The sequence below is a fragment of the Vibrio marinisediminis genome (genome assembly GCF_014050145.1).
Taxonomy (GTDB): domain Bacteria; phylum Pseudomonadota; class Gammaproteobacteria; order Enterobacterales; family Vibrionaceae; genus Vibrio; species Vibrio marinisediminis.
The window spans coordinates 40016-54966 of record NZ_JACFYF010000009.1; the positions used below are offsets into that span (position 1 = coordinate 40016).

Here is a 14951-nt window from a genome sequence, read left to right on the forward strand (position 1 = left end):
ATGAAAAGAATTATAACCCTACTGTTTATCAGTTTGCTTGCCATGCCTTGTATGGCAACAGAAGAGATCGCCAATGTAGAGAACATCTCAAAGATCGCGAGTCTTATTCGCTGGAGCGGCGTATTCTTCTCAATGTTTGTTATTGCGGCGACTTGGCTGCTGCTTAAGTTCATGAACTCAATGGTCGAAAGCTTTGGTAGCCAATTCGTTCAATATCGAATGTTGCTGCAAAAGCTTCAATCATTTACCCAGTTCTTCATTTACATGACTACCGGTATTGTGGTGTTTATGATGAGCTTTCGTATTAACGATCAAATATTGGCGCTCATCGGCGGTACGTTAGCGGTTTCGGTTGGTTTTGCGCTCAAAGACCTTGCAGCGTCGTTTATTGCCGGGATCACCGTTATGGTAGACAGACCGTTTCAGGTAGGTGACCGCGTCACCTTTGAAGGCAATTACGGTGATATCATTGCGATTGGTTTGCGCTCTGTTCGTATGCGTACGCTCAATGATGACATCATCACTATCCCTAACAACAAGTTTCTAAACGAAGTCGTGGTCAGCGGTAACTATGGAGCTTTAGATATGCAGGTTGTGATCCCCTTCTACATCAGCATGGACGAGGACATTACTCTCGCACGCGACTTGATTCAAGAAGCCGCTTCTTCAAGCCGCTATATCCACCTACCTAAGCCGGTCACGGTACTAGTTAGGCAAACAATGGCTGATAACTACTTGGCGATTCAATTGACTTGTAAAGCGTACGTTGTCGATACCGCGTATGAAAAACTGTTTGAAACTGACATTACCCTTCGCGTAATGAAAGAATTTCGCAAGCACAGTATCAAACCACCTAAGATTGCGGTTAATGCTGGATAAACGAACGGTGGGTTGAGTTGCTATTGGTAATGTCTCTATCGTATTGAGTCCCACTGTACTCAGCCAACTCAAGCTCTAGTTAAATAAAAACCGCCATCACGGCGGTTTTTATTTAGAACACAATTACCTTTAACGAAATTAACCTTTGGTCGAAACCAACAGATGAATCTCTGCTTTCTTGGGTAACCGAATGGTAAAGCGGCTACCCTTACCCCATTCTGACTCAACCGTTAACTCGCCACCGGTTTGGCTAAGAATACTTTGTGAAACGGAAAGCCCTAGCCCTGTACCTTCTCGTTTGGTTGTATAAAATGGTGAGAAAATTCGTTTGATGTTCTCAGGTCTAATCCCTGTCCCTTGATCTTCAATGTGAATTAACGCGCCTTTCTCTTCGCCATGTTCCAACCAGTCTTCACTGGTAATGCTCAATTGTCCTTTTCCCTGCATGGCATGAATACCATTCATTTGCAGGTTGACTAATATCTGCAAGAGCTGGTGACGGTTAATTTCTACTGAGCTATGCGCTCGCAAATCGGTCACAAACTCGATATCACGCTTCTTGCTACCCGTTTTTACTAAGGTGACACTCTCTTCAACGATCGGGTTAACGTGCTGCCACGTAATTTCATCTTGCACCCCTCCCTGACGACTGTATTGCAACAAACTCCGAGTAATATTTCGAATGCGATCAATTTGAGTGTGTATCGCATCTAACTCTTCTTGAACACGATTAGCGTCTTCGCCCAATTCAAATTGAATTAACTCGACATTACCTAATATGACCGCACTTGGATTATTAATTTCGTGCGCAATACCTGCGGTTAGTTCGCCTAGCGCCGCCAGCTTTTCATGAACAACCAGCTTATCTCGAGTCTGATTGAGCAGTTGAATATGCAGCTCTAACTCGGCAGTTTTCTCTTCTAAACTCGCAGTACGCTGCTGCACTTTGCCTTCTAACTCAACCGCGGCGTATTTCAGCTCATTTTTGCGCTGTCTTAAGAGATCCAACATATTATCAAACTGTTTCGCCAACTGAGCCAACTCATGCTCATCATCCAAACCAAGGTGACCGATTCGGGTCTCTTTACCCAGTTGGATCATTTTGACCACACGGTGGATATGTTCTATTGGATTAAATAAGTCGCGTGACCCACGGTAGACCATTATTCCAGAAATAATCAGTAGGAAAATGGTGGTAAAACTAATTTCAGCAATATTGGTGACGTATGCTTTGAGGAACGGCCACATCAAGTAACCGGTATAAAGCATACCAATCACTTGATCGTTATTGTCTAGAATGGGCTGATATGCGCTGATGTACCAAGCGTCATAAACAAATGCGCGGTTGACCCATTGCTCACCATTATCAAGAACAGCGTGTCGTACTTGATCAGAGACACGAGTACCAATGGCGCGTCCTACATGATCAGTACTGTTTAATGGCACGTTAGTGCTCACACGTAGATCCCCAAGAAACAAGGTTAGTGTTCCTATTGGGCGCAAGTAATCTTGTTCACTTGGGTAAATTAGATCTCGAATTTGATCGACTAAGATCGTACTGTTATTAAGCAGTAACCCCCCATCTAAATACCCCACCAACACACCTTGGCTATCGTGAACGGGTATCACAGTACGGCTGACTAATCCGCGATTTTCAACCGCCTGTGAATCTAACATCGCCACTTCAGCGCGTGTGCCGAGGTCTTGGTCTAATTTTGTCAGCTCTTGATAAGAGAGCAAATCAAAGAAAGAGTCACGTTGAGTTAATGCCGAGTAATCAAAAGAGTCTTCATTCTGGTCAACTTGATGCAAACACAAAAAGTCGAGGTTATAACGTTGCTTTTGTTGAGACACCCATTTCTGTAGCGCAGCTTTATCAAGCCCACTCTCTAAGCGAATGCGAAAATCGTAGGACTCTGCAAAGGCATCGATATGGTTAGCTTGTTTTTGCTGAATAAGCTCAATACTGTTATTGGCAACTTCTAATCGCTCCGAGACATCAATTAAAGTGCTTTGCCATGTGTAATGTATCGACCAATAGATGGTAATCCCAATTAACGCCATCAGAGTTAATATAATCGGTGCTGACGTAAGGATCATTAATCGATAACGCACCATAGTTTTAAAGCGGTAGCGCCACTTACCAATTAACCCACTATGATCAATATTGCCATTATTCGGCATAATCAGAGCCCTCTGATTCCCACTCTTTATATTTGCGCTCTAACGTTTTACGCGCCACGCCTAAATCGCGAGAGGCGGCGGACTTGTTGCCATCATAAAAATCAACAAGCTGTTGGATGTGCGATTTTTCAACTTCTTTTAGTGTCCAAGAGTTCGGATAACCTTTACCCGCTTCACGCGTTGGCTGAGCAACATCGATTAACTGCGATCCTGTGGTCACTGTCATGGATATGTGGTTTTGAACTTGGTTAATATTGAGCTCGCGCCAATAATGCGCAGGTGGCTTGCCTAACAATATGCAACGTTCTATCAAGTTTTTTAGTTCGCGAATATTACCCGGCCAATCATACTTATTCATTGCTTCAATATCTTCATGCGCCCAGTTTGGGTCGCCAACACCTAGCTCTTCAGAGAGCATTTTGGTAAAGAATGGCACGAGTTCATTGAGATCTTTTTTGCGTTCACGCAGTGGTGCAACATCAATTTTAAGTACGTTCAAACGATAGAATAAGTCTTCACGAAAGTTCCCTTTCGCCACTTCTTCTTGCAGGTTTCGGTTGGTCGCCGCAACCACTCGAACATCAATACTGATCTCCTTTTCACTGCCAACCGGACGAATGGTTCGCTGCTCTAGCACACGCAATAAAGAAGATTGCATTGCCAAAGGCATTTCGCCGATTTCATCTAAAAATAAGGTGCCACTATTGGCCACTCTAAAAAGACCTTCTCTGCCTTTCTTAGCGCCGGTAAACGCACCAGAGGTGTGACCAAACAATTCACTTTCTAGCAGTTCTGGCGCAATTGCTCCGCAGTTAACCGGGACAAATGGGCCGTTACGACCACTGGCTTCATGTACACCTCGAGCCACAAGTTCTTTACCTGTGCCCGACTCACCCTCAATCAATACCGACGCGCGTGAAGGCGCAAACTGGCTGATCAGTTGACGCAACTGTTTGGTCTTTTCTGATCTGCCGGCAATTTCACTGATTATATGGCGCTTTACGTCTCTAGATAGCGCGTATTGCAAACGCTCATTGAGCCGCTTATCCATACAACGTTGAACCGATTGCAACATTTGGCTGAGGTTAAAAGGTTTAAGAATAAAATCAGTTGCACCCAGCTTTAACGCCGAAATCGCAGTTTCAAGATCGGCATAACCTGTCATGAAAATTACTTCTGCTCGGCGCTCATCATCATTAAACGCTTCTTCCCACTCAATACCAGAACGCCCAGGCAAATTAATGTCTAAAATTATAAGATCATAATGGTTGGCGAGGCGCAGTGTTTCTGCTTGTTCGATACTCCCAGCGGTGTCCACTTTCGAAAACCATTTGCTCAGTGCTTTTTTAAGTATCGCTTGCATCCCAGCCTCGTCGTCAACCACAAGAACGGAGAATGCTTGGTATTGGAGTGATTTACTTGCATCTAAAGATGTAGACATATCTTAAACTCGATGTTTTTCAGTTATGGGTCAGAGTGTACCAAGGTTTTGTTACTGGGATCGAGCAATAGTGAGACAATTTGTCTCAAAGCCCCTTTTTGTCCACAATTTCAAGCAGATTTGCTTGATTATCAAACGAAAAAGTTGGCATTTAGATTGCTAATGGCAACATACCATTTTTGGTTCATGCCATTTCCCTACTAGGTATTGAATTAAAAAGCCATTTTTGGCCCACACTATGGAAAACATAACAATGAAAGCTACGATTTCAATTAAAGCAACGGTTAGTTACACACTCGCTACGGCGTCTATCGCTCTATTTAGCTACTCTGCACATGCTGAAGACCAATCTCATGTGAGATTAGCGACTACTACTAGTACATACCATTCAGGTCTGCTTGATTACCTTTTACCTGAGTTTGAAAAAGATACCGGTTACAAAGTGGATGTTATTGCCGCAGGTACAGGCAAATCACTTAAGATGGGTGAAAACGGCGACGTTGATTTGGTGATGACGCACGCGCCAAAAGCTGAAGCAAACTTTGTCGAGAAAGGCTATGGCGTTCTTCCTCGTAAACTAATGTATAACGATTTTGTGCTGGTAGGCCCACAAGCTGATCCTGCAAAAATTGCCCAACAGAAAAACGTAGCAGAAGCGTTCAAACAGATCGCATCAGCTAACGCGACCTTCGTTTCTCGCGGTGATGACTCTGGTACTCACAAAAAAGAGCTAGGTATCTGGGCACAAACAAAAATGGAGCCTAACTTCACTGGTTACCGTTCTGTTGGTCAAGGTATGGGTCCAACACTGAATATGGCCTCTGAAATGCAAGGCTACACAATGACAGACCGCGGTACTTGGTTAGCCTATAATAATAAACTAGACCTTAAGATCTTAGTTCAAGGCGACAAAAACTTGTTTAACCCTTACCAAGTTATCTTAGTTAACCCTGAGCGTTACCCAACCATTAACTACAATGGTGCAAAAGTATTCAGTGATTGGTTAGTCAACACTCGTGGTCAAGAGTTGATCAATAGCTTTAAACTTAACGGCAAGCAACTATTTGTTGCTAATGCAAACGAGAAATAACCACCTATGAGCCTCTGGCAGACAACATTAGAAGCGTTAGCCTTATTGGTCGCCTTTGATCCTGATTTAATCGCTATTGTTGGGGTATCCTTCAGCGTTTCTTTAACTGCGATATCCTTGGTGTTGCTGCCAGCGATCTTGTTCTCGTTTATACTCGCCTACACGGATTTCCGTGGCAAATGGGTGTTTCTATCTTTAGTAAACACACTGCAAGCCGTGCCGACTGTGGTTATCGGCTTGCTGCTTTACATGCTGCTATCACGAGCGGGTCCTTTGGGTGATTGGCAAATGCTCTTCACCCAAAAAGCGATGGTACTCGGGCAAATATTGATTTGCTTCCCTGTGTTAGTTGCGATGATGCATGGCGCACTTCAGTCAAGTGATCGACGCGCGGTAGAAACCGCCATCACATTGGGTGCTTCTGTACCGCGTTTGGCTGCGACTATGATCTGGGAAACCCGTTTTCCACTGCTCGCCGCAACGATTACAGCTTTTTCTCGAATCGTCACAGAAGTGGGCTGTTCAATGATGGTTGGTGGTAACATCATGGGGATGACCCGTAATATCCCCACTGCTATTTCAATGGAAAGTCATAAAGGCGCTTTTGCGCAAGGTGTTGCACTTGGAATTGTATTACTCTCGTTAGCATTACTACTTAATTTTCTACTGAGTAGTATGCGTGGCCGTGGCTACTTGAGAACTTAAGGGCAAATTATGACTATAAAACTAACTGCTCAACAAGTATCAATGAGATTCAAAGACAGAGTGTTATTCCACATTCCTGAAATCTCAGTCGGTCCTAATGACGCAATTTATCTCAAAGGTGACAACGGCGTCGGTAAAACTACGCTACTAAAAATCATTTCAGGCTTGCTTAAACCAACGACCGGACGCGTCATTGCCCCCAATGACAATGTGATTCAGCGTTTGCTCCCTCGAAGCGGTCGTCGCAATGTGGTTTATCTTCACCAATCACCTTACCTTTTTGATGGCACTGTGTATCAAAATGTGGGGTATGGTATTCGTTACAGCAAAATGTCCGCGCAAGACAAACGCGCAAAAGTGATCAACGCACTACGTTTAGTCGGCTTAGAAACTCTTGCTGACGAGCATATCTCAGTATTGTCGGGCGGTGAAAAACAACGTGTCGCAATGGCTAGAGCGTGGATTCTAACCCCTTCGATTTTGTTAATGGATGAGCCCAGCGCCTCGCTAGACCAAGAGTCAATTGATAGATTGGTTATGCTTGCCAAAGATCTGCTACAAAAAGGCTCAAGCATCGTGGTGACTAGTCATCAGAAAAATGCCTTAACCGAATTATGTCGTAAACAATGGTGGATAAAAGAATCAACTCTGATAGAGTCACCGTTGTTACAAATCATTAATGATAAAGAGCAAGAGAGCACCTATGCTAAATCCAACGCAAACTAGTTGGGTCATATTGGCTGGCGGTCAAGCCAGCCGCATGGGCGGCAAAGACAAAGGTCTTATCGAACTAAATAATAAGCCGCTAATTCAGCACGTTATTGAACGCTTGTCGCCACAAACCCCACAAATACTAATTAATGCCAATCGCAATCAGTCAGAATACGCTCGGTTTGGCAGCGTATTTAGCGACCATTTCGCTGATTATCCCGGTCCAATGGGCGGTATTCATGCTGGTTTGGTTCATGCGGAAACAGATTGGGTTGGGTTTGTTCCATGTGATAGCCCGTTTATTAGCTCAGACTTGGTTGAGCGCTTCTGCTCTCAGGTCACGCCAGATAGCGATATATTGGTCGCACATGACGGTGCCTATCAACAACCCGTTTTCACCCTGTACAACAAACGCGTGTTGCCAAAACTGACTGCGTTTTTAGAACGCGGTGACCGAAAAATCATTCTACTCTACGATGAATGTAATACGTCTTACGTTGACTTCAGCGATGAGCCAAACTGCTTTGTAAACCTGAATACTCCTCAAGAGTTAGCACAATTTGGAACCTTAGAATCATGACATCACGCCACCTAGTCCCTATTCTTGGCTTTGCTGCATACTCAGGCACAGGTAAAACAACCCTGATAGAAGCTTTGCTACCAAAACTTACTGAAGCTGGCTTACGTATCGGTATGCTTAAACATGCCCATCACAATTTTGATGTCGATATGCCAGGTAAAGACAGTTATCGTCTGCGTAAAGCGGGCGCGAGCCAAATGCTTATATCATCACGAAATCGCTACGCGTTGATGACTGAGACTCCGCAGGAAGAGTCAGAATTTCACTACTTACTGACACGCTTTGACCAACAGCAGCTCGATGTCATCTTAGTTGAGGGCTGTAAAAACATCGCCTTCCCAAAAATAGAGTTACACCGTGAAGAAGTGGGTAAACCATGGCTCTACCCAAATGATGACAACATCATTGCTATTGCCGCTGACAGCCAGGTGGATGATACGCAACTTCCACAGCTGGATATCAACGATTTAGAAGCAATCAAACAATTTGTTTTGGATTTTGTTGCACGCAAAGGCGAAGCTGAAAAACAAAGCACCGGTTCATCATGCTGTGACATTTTGTCACCTGCATTCTTATCTGTAGTGCAAGGACAAGAGAAGATCTTATCGCTGGTCAATACCGTAAGCGAAACTGAAGCTTGCCCTATGCAGCAAAGCTACACTCGAGTCCTCGCGCAAGACATCATTTCACCAGTCAATGTACCTCAATACACTAACTCAGCGATGGATGGCTTCGCCATTCGTGGTGATGACTTAAAGTGCGAACACTACCAAGTGGTTGCTGAAGTATTAGCTGGTCACGCATACGAACAAGAAGTGCTAAAAGGACAAGCGGTTAAAATCATGACCGGAGCCCCAATGCCACTGGGCGCTGACACTGTTGTGATGCGAGAACAAGCAACCGAAAATGGTGACAAGGTCACATTTAATGGCGTTTGCATCAAAGTGGGACAAAATGTCCGCCAAGCCGGCGAAGATCTCGCGATCGGTAGCGATGTATTTACACAAGGTTGCCGTATTGAGTCCGCTGAAATGGGCATGCTCGCATCTCTTGGTTTTGCAAGTGCTCCTGTTTATCGTAAATTAAAAGTTGCCCTATTCTCGACTGGCGATGAAGTTCAAGCACCCGGCAGTGAGCAAAAGCCCAACACTATTTATGACTCTAATCGCTTTGCGATTATGGGGCTGCTAGAAAAACTAGGCTGTGAGATAATCGATTTCGGCATCTTAGAAGATAACGAACAAGTGATGATTGATGCCATTGAGCAAGCAAGCCAACAAGCGGATGTCGTCATTACCTCCGGCGGTGTTTCTGTTGGTGACGCGGATTACGTAAAACTGGCGTTAGATAAACTCGGTAAAATTGATTTTTGGCGTATTAACATGCGACCGGGTCGCCCGCTCGCATTTGGACAAATCAATGATAAACCTTTCTTCGGTTTGCCAGGTAACCCTGTTGCTGTGATGGTGTCATTCATTAACTTTGTTGAGCCCGCTTTGCGTAAGATGCAAGGTGAAACTAATTGGCAACCGCTCAAAGTCAATGCGATTGCTACAGAAGATTTGCGCTCTCGCCAAGGTCGTACTGAGTTTAGCCGTGGTGTCTATCAACTTGATAGTGCTGGCAGACTTACTGTACGTACAACAGGTAAACAAGGTTCAGGTATTTTACGCTCAATGAGTGAGGCAAATTGTTTGATCGAAATCTCCCCTGCTGTTGATACAGTTAAAGTTGGAGAATGCGTGACAATCATCCCACTTCAAGGCAGAATCTAACCCATTCGAGGTCAGCTTAATCGCTGACCTTTACAATTAAGACTAAGTAAGCAAATAAAGCACTATGGCTCGTACAATTCTTTATACCTACAAAGACGTTGATAAAACGTTGACGTTTTCGTACCAACAGCACCGCAATATCCATGAAGCGGTTGCCGAAGCTGAAGGCATCGATATTTCTGCTTTCCTTAAAATGGAACAGCAAATCGAACTAATTTCAGACACTAAAGCGGTACGTAACTATCGCGATAACCACTTCAAAAAGCTGGGTTTTACTAAGCTGACTCTACAGCAAAAAGAAAACCGTGGTGTGGGTAAGAAATAGTTCTTACTTGAATCGAGTTTGATACAAAAAGGGCTTCCATTGGAAGCCCTTTTTAATGCTGCATCTATGCATTATTAGTTCAACATTCTTAAAATCAAAAATTACTTAATATTCAAGAACGCTGCACCGCGAACACCGCCGGAATCGCCATGTTTCGCTTTAACAATTTTAGGGCATTTCGCCACCGATAGAAGATGCTTAGGAATGCGTTTCGGCATTTCATCGTAGATCATATCAAAGTTTGATAGACCACCACCGAGTACCACAACGTGTGGATCATTGGCGGTGAACAAGTTTGCCAAGCAAATCGCTAGCAACTCCATAAAACGTTCTATGTGCTCAACCGCTTTTGGCTCGCCTTCTGCTTGAGCATTAATGATATCAATCGCTTTTTCCTCTTCACCGTAATAGTGAGCGTAAAGCAGCTCAAAGCCTCGACCTGATAGGTAGTTATCAATACAACCTTTTTTGTCACAACCGCAGCTTAATAGCGGTGCGTTCTCACCGAGATGGAACCAAGCGTCAATTGGCAAACGCATATGCCCCATTTCACCAGCTACGTGGTTACGACCTGAGAAAATTTTACCTTCATAAATGAGACCGCCGCCAAAACCAGTACCAAGAATTAGCCCCATTACGGATGGAGAATCTTTTAGCTCTTCATCCCACGCTTCCGATAGCGCAAAACAGTTGGCATCGTTATCAATTTTTACCGTGCGACCAATCTTCGCTTCCAAATCTTTACGTAGTGGTAAACCTTTCGCCGCTGGGATATTCACCGTTAAGATAGTACCGTCGTCTGCGTCTTCCATACCCGGCAGACCTAGACCAATTTTGCCTTCACACTTGAACTCTTGGTCATATTTGCTCACCAAACTGGCTATCGCTTCAAGTAACTCTTGATAATCACTTGTTGGCGTAGGCACGCGTTCTGTCGCAACTCGCTCTAATTTCTCGTTGAATGCGCCAAACTCAATTTTAGTGCCGCCAACGTCAAAGCCGTAGTACATCTTATTCTCTCCCAGAATGTAATTCATAAAAACTAAACAATAATTGCATCATTATCCATAACGTATCCGTTCGGTTCCGTGAGCTATGATTGCTTACATTGACTATTTACAACTGATTGCAGAATAATATCAATGATCTGAATGCGTATTTTCGAGCAAGAAGCGTTTTAATTCTGGTCGAGTCAAATCAGGCTTTAAACGAGTCTTACTTAGGAGGTAAGTTTCACGAAAGACTCGAAACCACCCGTCAAGGACGTTCCCAGCTTTGGTTTCTCCCAACTGTTGCAAAACTAAAATTGCCACCTCTGCCGTGGACAGGTGCTGTTCGTTCTCCGATTTTCTCATAACATATTGAGAAATCGCTTGTGGTTGAATGGAGATAATCGGTAAACCATCAAGGTACGGCGACTTACGGAAAATACGTCGAGCCTCACGCCAACTGCCATCTAACAAAATGATCAATGGCTTTTTGTTACCGCTAAAAAATTCGTTATCTTCCGATATGACGCGAGTTTGATCATCGGCATATTCTGCAGGAAAGACCAACACAGGTTGATATTGCGGATCATTCAATAACGCCAGCATCTCTGAGTCTGGCTCGGTGCGGCTCCATTGAAATGCATAGCCTTCTTTAATCGTATCAAGGATCAAGCGCCCAGTATTACTTGGCTTAAACACCTCGTTCTCAGACATGATCAGCATCACCGCGACATCACTCTCTATATCAGGCTGATGAGCACAAACGCAGTACTTGGTCGCCACTTGGCAAAATTGACAACGCTCAACTTTACTGCCACGAGCATTAAAAACTCGGGTAGAGAGTGAAAGACGTTGTTGATATAAATGATGAAAGGCGTGGATTCTCATGCTGATTCATTGATAATAGGTTGAAGGCGACAAATTCTACTCACCTTCTGCGTCGATGCAAGATGTAAAGTCAGTAAGGACACTCCATGCAAAACCCAGATATGATTCGGTTAAGCTTTTTCCTCTCGGTACTCGTTCTTTGTGGCATTTGGGAATGGTTAACGCCACGTAAAATCTTAACTCAGAACAAATGGCAACGTTGGCTCAATAATATTGGTTTAGTTGGCTTTAATTCGGTGTGCTTAAACCTATTTATGCCCTTATTGGCAATTGAAGCGGCTATCTGGGCAGAGCAACAGGGTTATGGCGTGTTTAACTGGTTTGCCTTGCCCTCATTGATTGAAATTATTGTCGCCGTGTTTTTGCTCGACCTCGCCATCTACGCGCAGCACGTCGTCTTTCATCGTCTGCCATGGTTGTGGCGTTTACATCGTATGCATCATGCTGACCAAGACATTGATGTGACGACCGGTGCACGTTTTCATCCCATCGAAATCCTGTTATCGATGTGGATTAAAATAGCCGTCGTGATCAGCCTTGGTGTTTCGCCTATCGCGGTATTGGTGTTTGAAATTGTGTTGAATGCCAGTGCGATGTTCAATCACAGTAACGCCAAATTACCACTCAAACTCGACGCCATTTTGCGAAAAAGCATTGTCACCCCCGACATGCATCGTGTGCACCACTCTGTGATTGCCAAAGAAACCCACTCTAATTTTGGTTTCTTCCTTTCCATTTGGGACCGCGCTTTTGGTACTTATCGTTCTCAACCACAATTGGGGCACGATAAGGTCGAAATTGGCATCCCCTTGTTTCGAAAACCTCGCGAGCAGTGGCTTGATAAAATGCTCTCTCAGCCTTTTAGACAAAAATAACCAAAGCAGCATGCAAAAATAAAGGAGCCTCTGGCTCCTTTATTTATGTCTCTATATCGACCGACGGTGCTTAAACAATTCCAGCGATTAGAGCACCAAACCGCCGTCAACTTTAAGCACTTGCCCAGTAATAAAACTCGATTTATCACTGGCGAGAAACTCAACCCCATTCGCAATGTCATCTGGCGTCCCCATACGACCTAATGGCGTTTTCTCTTTCATCATATTCAGCACTTTTTCGGGTAAGTCCGCCGTCATTGGCGTTTCAACAAAACCTGGTGCCACGCAATTTGCTCTCACTTGTGCGCCTTTTCGCGCAAACTCTTTTGCCCATCCTTTGGTCATGGCAATCACGCCCCCTTTGGTGGCGGCGTAGTTTGTTTGGCCAATATTGCCATCGGTACCAACCACTGAAGACATAGTGACAATTGAGCCATAGTTATTCGCCATCATCATTGGCGCGATCGCTTGCGTGAGGTTAAAAACCCCTTTCAGGTTTACGTCCACCACCATGTCCCAGTCTTGCTCGGTCATTTTGTCGATAAGCGCATCTCGAGTAATGCCCGCATTGTTAACCAACACATCGACCTTACCGAAATCATCTTCAATTTGCTTAACCAACACTTCTATTGCTGAGCGGTCACAAATGTTAACCACTATCGGCTTGACGTTGTTTAGGTCCATAAAAGCGTTAGACAACACTTCACCATTCATATCCAAGGCATAAACCATCGTCGCGCCATTTTGAGCGAATCGTTCAACAATCGTTCGACCAATTCCTTGTGCTGCGCCTGTCACTACGCAGATTTTGTTATTAAACATACCTGTTTCCTTGTTGGGCTTTGCAGATGTAAACTAACTCGACGCTATGTTTGCGCCTTAGATAAGATTGAGTGAAAAATGCGGTTGGAATATCGATGGATCCATCACTTTTATTGACGACCCCATCACTGGAACAAACGCCATTTGATTGAGTATATCTCGCTTCAAATCGATACCCGGTGCTACCTCAATAAGCTCAAAACCTTGGCTTGATAACTCAAACACTGCTCTTTCAGTTATGTACAACACAGGTTTACCTGTCTGTAATGCTTGCGCCGCACTGAACGTAATTTGTTCAACCTGTTGGACAAATTTAACTTGGCGCCCTTCCTGAACTATCGTCAGTTGCTCATCATCGACTGTAACTTGCAAACCTTGTGCGGTGAAGGTGCCGCAAAAATAGACTCGTTTAGCATTTTGGGTAATGTTAATAAAACCACCGCAACCGGCAATTTTACTACCAAAACGCGAGACATTGATGTCTCCATGTTGATCACATTGAGCCAGACCGAGAAACGCTTGGTCAACTCCACCACCGTCATAGAAATCAAACATCTGATCCTGACTAATAATAGCCTGCGGTAAGCGGGATGCACCAAAATCTAAGCCACTTTGAGGCTCGCCCCCGACAGCACCCGGCTCAACAGTTAAGGTAAATTTATCTAAAACAGCGGCTTGCTGAGCAACACGAGCAATATATTCCGGAGCACCGATGCCCAAATTTAGAATTGAACCGGGTATAAGCTCCATCGCGGCACGGCGAGCAATAATGGTTTTTGCATCAATCAGAGGCTGCTCGGTTTGCACCTCAGTTGTAACACCGTCACGTTTTGAGTGCGAACGACCGACAAACTCCGGGTTCATCGTTGTCGCGAAAGTTTGCATGTGCTCTTTAGGATCGTCACACACCACCACAGCATCAACGAAAATTCCGGGGATTTTCACCGCATGCGGATCTAAACTTCCCGCCGCAACCACCCGTTTCACTTGAACGATCACTTTACCGCCATTGTTTCTTGCCGCTTGCGCTGCCGCTAAGCTTTCAACAATTAAACACTCATCTTCCATGGTAATATTGCCATTTTCATCGGCTGTCGTACCACGCAAGATTGAAACTGTAACGGGTAACTTGTGATAAAACAGGTACTCTTCTCCTGCCAAGCTCATCACTTCAACCCAATCTTTTTGAGTAATTGCGTTGATTCTTCCACCTTCAATTCTCGGGTCTACAAAGGTACCGAGTCCAACTTTACTCAACGTGCCCGGCTTTCCCGCGGCGGTATCACGCAGTAAGTGAGAGATAATGCCTTGCGGTAAGTTGTAGCCCTCAATTAAATTATCGACCGCTAACTGCTGCAACTTGGGGACTAATCCCCAATGACCACCAATGGCACGTGTCACTAACCCTAACTGAGCAAGATGGTTGATCGCTCTCGCTTGTCCATCACCTTGCCCTGCAGCAAACAGTAGCGTGAGATTTTGGGGAGATTGAGTATTAGCAAAGCGTTCGCCAATGGCGCGCTCTATCGCTTCGGGTACGACACTGCCAATAAAGCCCCCAAGTAAAACGGCATCACCATCTTCAATCCAATTTGCTGCTTGTTCTGGGGTTAATTTTGTTACCACACTGCACCGTCCTTGGTGATGATTGAACCTATACCACTATCTTAGGTGGTGATCTTATGAT

Annotated in this window: 14 protein-coding genes; 8 read left to right on the forward strand and 6 right to left on the reverse strand. The window is 44.5% G+C overall.

Annotated features, from left to right (window positions below):
* A complete protein-coding gene (locus H2O73_RS14175; RefSeq protein WP_182109519.1) occupies nucleotides 1-879 on the forward strand; it encodes a mechanosensitive ion channel family protein in 879 nt (292 codons plus the stop codon).
* Nucleotides 880-1017: 138 nt separating this feature from the next.
* On the opposite strand, the gene H2O73_RS14180 is transcribed toward H2O73_RS14175, so the two are convergent.
* Entirely contained in the window at nucleotides 1018-3063 is a 2046-nt protein-coding gene (locus H2O73_RS14180) for a sensor histidine kinase (protein WP_182109520.1), read from the reverse strand.
* Nucleotides 3053-4504 carry a sigma-54-dependent transcriptional regulator gene (locus tag H2O73_RS14185; protein ID WP_182109521.1) on the reverse strand — a complete coding sequence of 484 codons (1452 nt, stop codon included), beginning with the start codon at nucleotides 4502-4504 and terminating at the stop codon, nucleotides 3053-3055. Before H2O73_RS14185 ends, H2O73_RS14180 begins: the two co-directional genes overlap by 11 nt.
* A 253-nt stretch (nucleotides 4505-4757) precedes the next feature.
* Here H2O73_RS14185 and H2O73_RS14190 point away from each other — a divergent pair, with 253 nt between their 5' ends.
* The 6 genes from H2O73_RS14190 (at nucleotide 4758) to H2O73_RS14215 (ending at nucleotide 9690) form a co-directional block, all read left to right on the forward strand.
* Entirely contained in the window at nucleotides 4758-5594 is an 837-nt protein-coding gene (locus H2O73_RS14190; RefSeq protein WP_182109522.1) for an ABC transporter substrate-binding protein, read from the forward strand.
* A 6-nt stretch (nucleotides 5595-5600) separates the two neighbouring features.
* On the forward strand, nucleotides 5601-6299 hold the full coding sequence (locus H2O73_RS14195) for an ABC transporter permease (protein WP_182109523.1): 699 nt from the start codon (nucleotides 5601-5603) through the stop codon (nucleotides 6297-6299).
* 9 nt (nucleotides 6300-6308) lie between these two features.
* Nucleotides 6309-7025 carry an energy-coupling factor ABC transporter ATP-binding protein gene (locus H2O73_RS14200; RefSeq protein ID WP_182109524.1) on the forward strand — a complete coding sequence of 239 codons (717 nt, stop codon included), beginning with the start codon at nucleotides 6309-6311 and terminating at the stop codon, nucleotides 7023-7025.
* Complete coding sequence (mobA, locus tag H2O73_RS14205) at nucleotides 7003-7590, forward strand: molybdenum cofactor guanylyltransferase MobA (RefSeq protein ID WP_182109525.1); 588 nt, start codon at nucleotides 7003-7005, stop codon at nucleotides 7588-7590. Before H2O73_RS14200 ends, mobA begins: the two co-directional genes overlap by 23 nt.
* Nucleotides 7587-9365, forward strand: a complete 1779-nt coding sequence (locus H2O73_RS14210; RefSeq protein WP_182109526.1) for a bifunctional molybdopterin-guanine dinucleotide biosynthesis adaptor protein MobB/molybdopterin molybdotransferase MoeA — start codon at nucleotides 7587-7589, stop codon at nucleotides 9363-9365. The genes mobA and H2O73_RS14210 overlap by 4 nt, the downstream gene beginning before the upstream one ends.
* A gap of 64 nt (nucleotides 9366-9429) precedes the next feature.
* A complete protein-coding gene (locus H2O73_RS14215; protein ID WP_182109527.1) occupies nucleotides 9430-9690 on the forward strand; it encodes a DUF2960 family protein in 261 nt (86 codons plus the stop codon).
* A 101-nt stretch (nucleotides 9691-9791) separates the two neighbouring features.
* Here the strand turns inward: H2O73_RS14215 and nagK are convergent, their stop codons facing one another.
* Both nagK and H2O73_RS14225 read right to left on the reverse strand, forming a co-directional pair.
* Nucleotides 9792-10700 (reverse strand): N-acetylglucosamine kinase, encoded by a 909-nt coding sequence (gene nagK, locus H2O73_RS14220; protein ID WP_182109617.1) that lies wholly within the window; start codon nucleotides 10698-10700, stop codon nucleotides 9792-9794.
* 129 nt (nucleotides 10701-10829) lie between these two features.
* Nucleotides 10830-11567 (reverse strand): tRNA-uridine aminocarboxypropyltransferase, encoded by a 738-nt coding sequence (locus H2O73_RS14225; protein ID WP_182109528.1) that lies wholly within the window; start codon nucleotides 11565-11567, stop codon nucleotides 10830-10832.
* Nucleotides 11568-11653: 86 nt separating this feature from the next.
* On the opposite strand from H2O73_RS14225, the gene H2O73_RS14230 reads away from it, so the two are divergent.
* Nucleotides 11654-12442, forward strand: a complete 789-nt coding sequence (locus H2O73_RS14230) for a sterol desaturase family protein (RefSeq protein WP_182109529.1) — start codon at nucleotides 11654-11656, stop codon at nucleotides 12440-12442.
* A gap of 87 nt (nucleotides 12443-12529) precedes the next feature.
* Here H2O73_RS14230 and H2O73_RS14235 read toward each other — a convergent pair whose 3' ends face one another.
* Nucleotides 12530-13264 carry a beta-ketoacyl-ACP reductase gene (locus tag H2O73_RS14235; RefSeq protein WP_182109530.1) on the reverse strand — a complete coding sequence of 245 codons (735 nt, stop codon included), beginning with the start codon at nucleotides 13262-13264 and terminating at the stop codon, nucleotides 12530-12532.
* A 57-nt stretch (nucleotides 13265-13321) separates the two neighbouring features.
* Nucleotides 13322-14890, reverse strand: a complete 1569-nt coding sequence (locus H2O73_RS14240; protein ID WP_182109531.1) for an acyl CoA:acetate/3-ketoacid CoA transferase — start codon at nucleotides 14888-14890, stop codon at nucleotides 13322-13324.
* Nucleotides 14891-14951: the final 61 nt, after the last annotated feature.

Bases quoted from the DNA above. Each gene is read 5' to 3' on its own strand.
- H2O73_RS14175 (WP_182109519.1), top strand. From the start codon at position 1: ATGAAAAGAATTATAACCCTACTGTTTATCAGTTTGCTTGCCATGCCT.
- H2O73_RS14180 (WP_182109520.1), bottom strand. From the start codon at position 3,063: ATGCCGAATAATGGCAATATTGATCATAGTGGGTTAATTGGTAAGTGG.
- H2O73_RS14185 (WP_182109521.1), bottom strand. From the start codon at position 4,504: ATGTCTACATCTTTAGATGCAAGTAAATCACTCCAATACCAAGCATTC.
- H2O73_RS14190 (WP_182109522.1), top strand. From the start codon at position 4,758: ATGAAAGCTACGATTTCAATTAAAGCAACGGTTAGTTACACACTCGCT.
- H2O73_RS14195 (WP_182109523.1), top strand. From the start codon at position 5,601: ATGAGCCTCTGGCAGACAACATTAGAAGCGTTAGCCTTATTGGTCGCC.
- H2O73_RS14200 (WP_182109524.1), top strand. From the start codon at position 6,309: ATGACTATAAAACTAACTGCTCAACAAGTATCAATGAGATTCAAAGAC.
- mobA (WP_182109525.1), top strand. From the start codon at position 7,003: ATGCTAAATCCAACGCAAACTAGTTGGGTCATATTGGCTGGCGGTCAA.
- H2O73_RS14210 (WP_182109526.1), top strand. From the start codon at position 7,587: ATGACATCACGCCACCTAGTCCCTATTCTTGGCTTTGCTGCATACTCA.
- H2O73_RS14215 (WP_182109527.1), top strand. From the start codon at position 9,430: ATGGCTCGTACAATTCTTTATACCTACAAAGACGTTGATAAAACGTTG.
- nagK (WP_182109617.1), bottom strand. From the start codon at position 10,700: ATGTACTACGGCTTTGACGTTGGCGGCACTAAAATTGAGTTTGGCGCA.
- H2O73_RS14225 (WP_182109528.1), bottom strand. From the start codon at position 11,567: ATGAGAATCCACGCCTTTCATCATTTATATCAACAACGTCTTTCACTC.
- H2O73_RS14230 (WP_182109529.1), top strand. From the start codon at position 11,654: ATGCAAAACCCAGATATGATTCGGTTAAGCTTTTTCCTCTCGGTACTC.
- H2O73_RS14235 (WP_182109530.1), bottom strand. From the start codon at position 13,264: ATGTTTAATAACAAAATCTGCGTAGTGACAGGCGCAGCACAAGGAATT.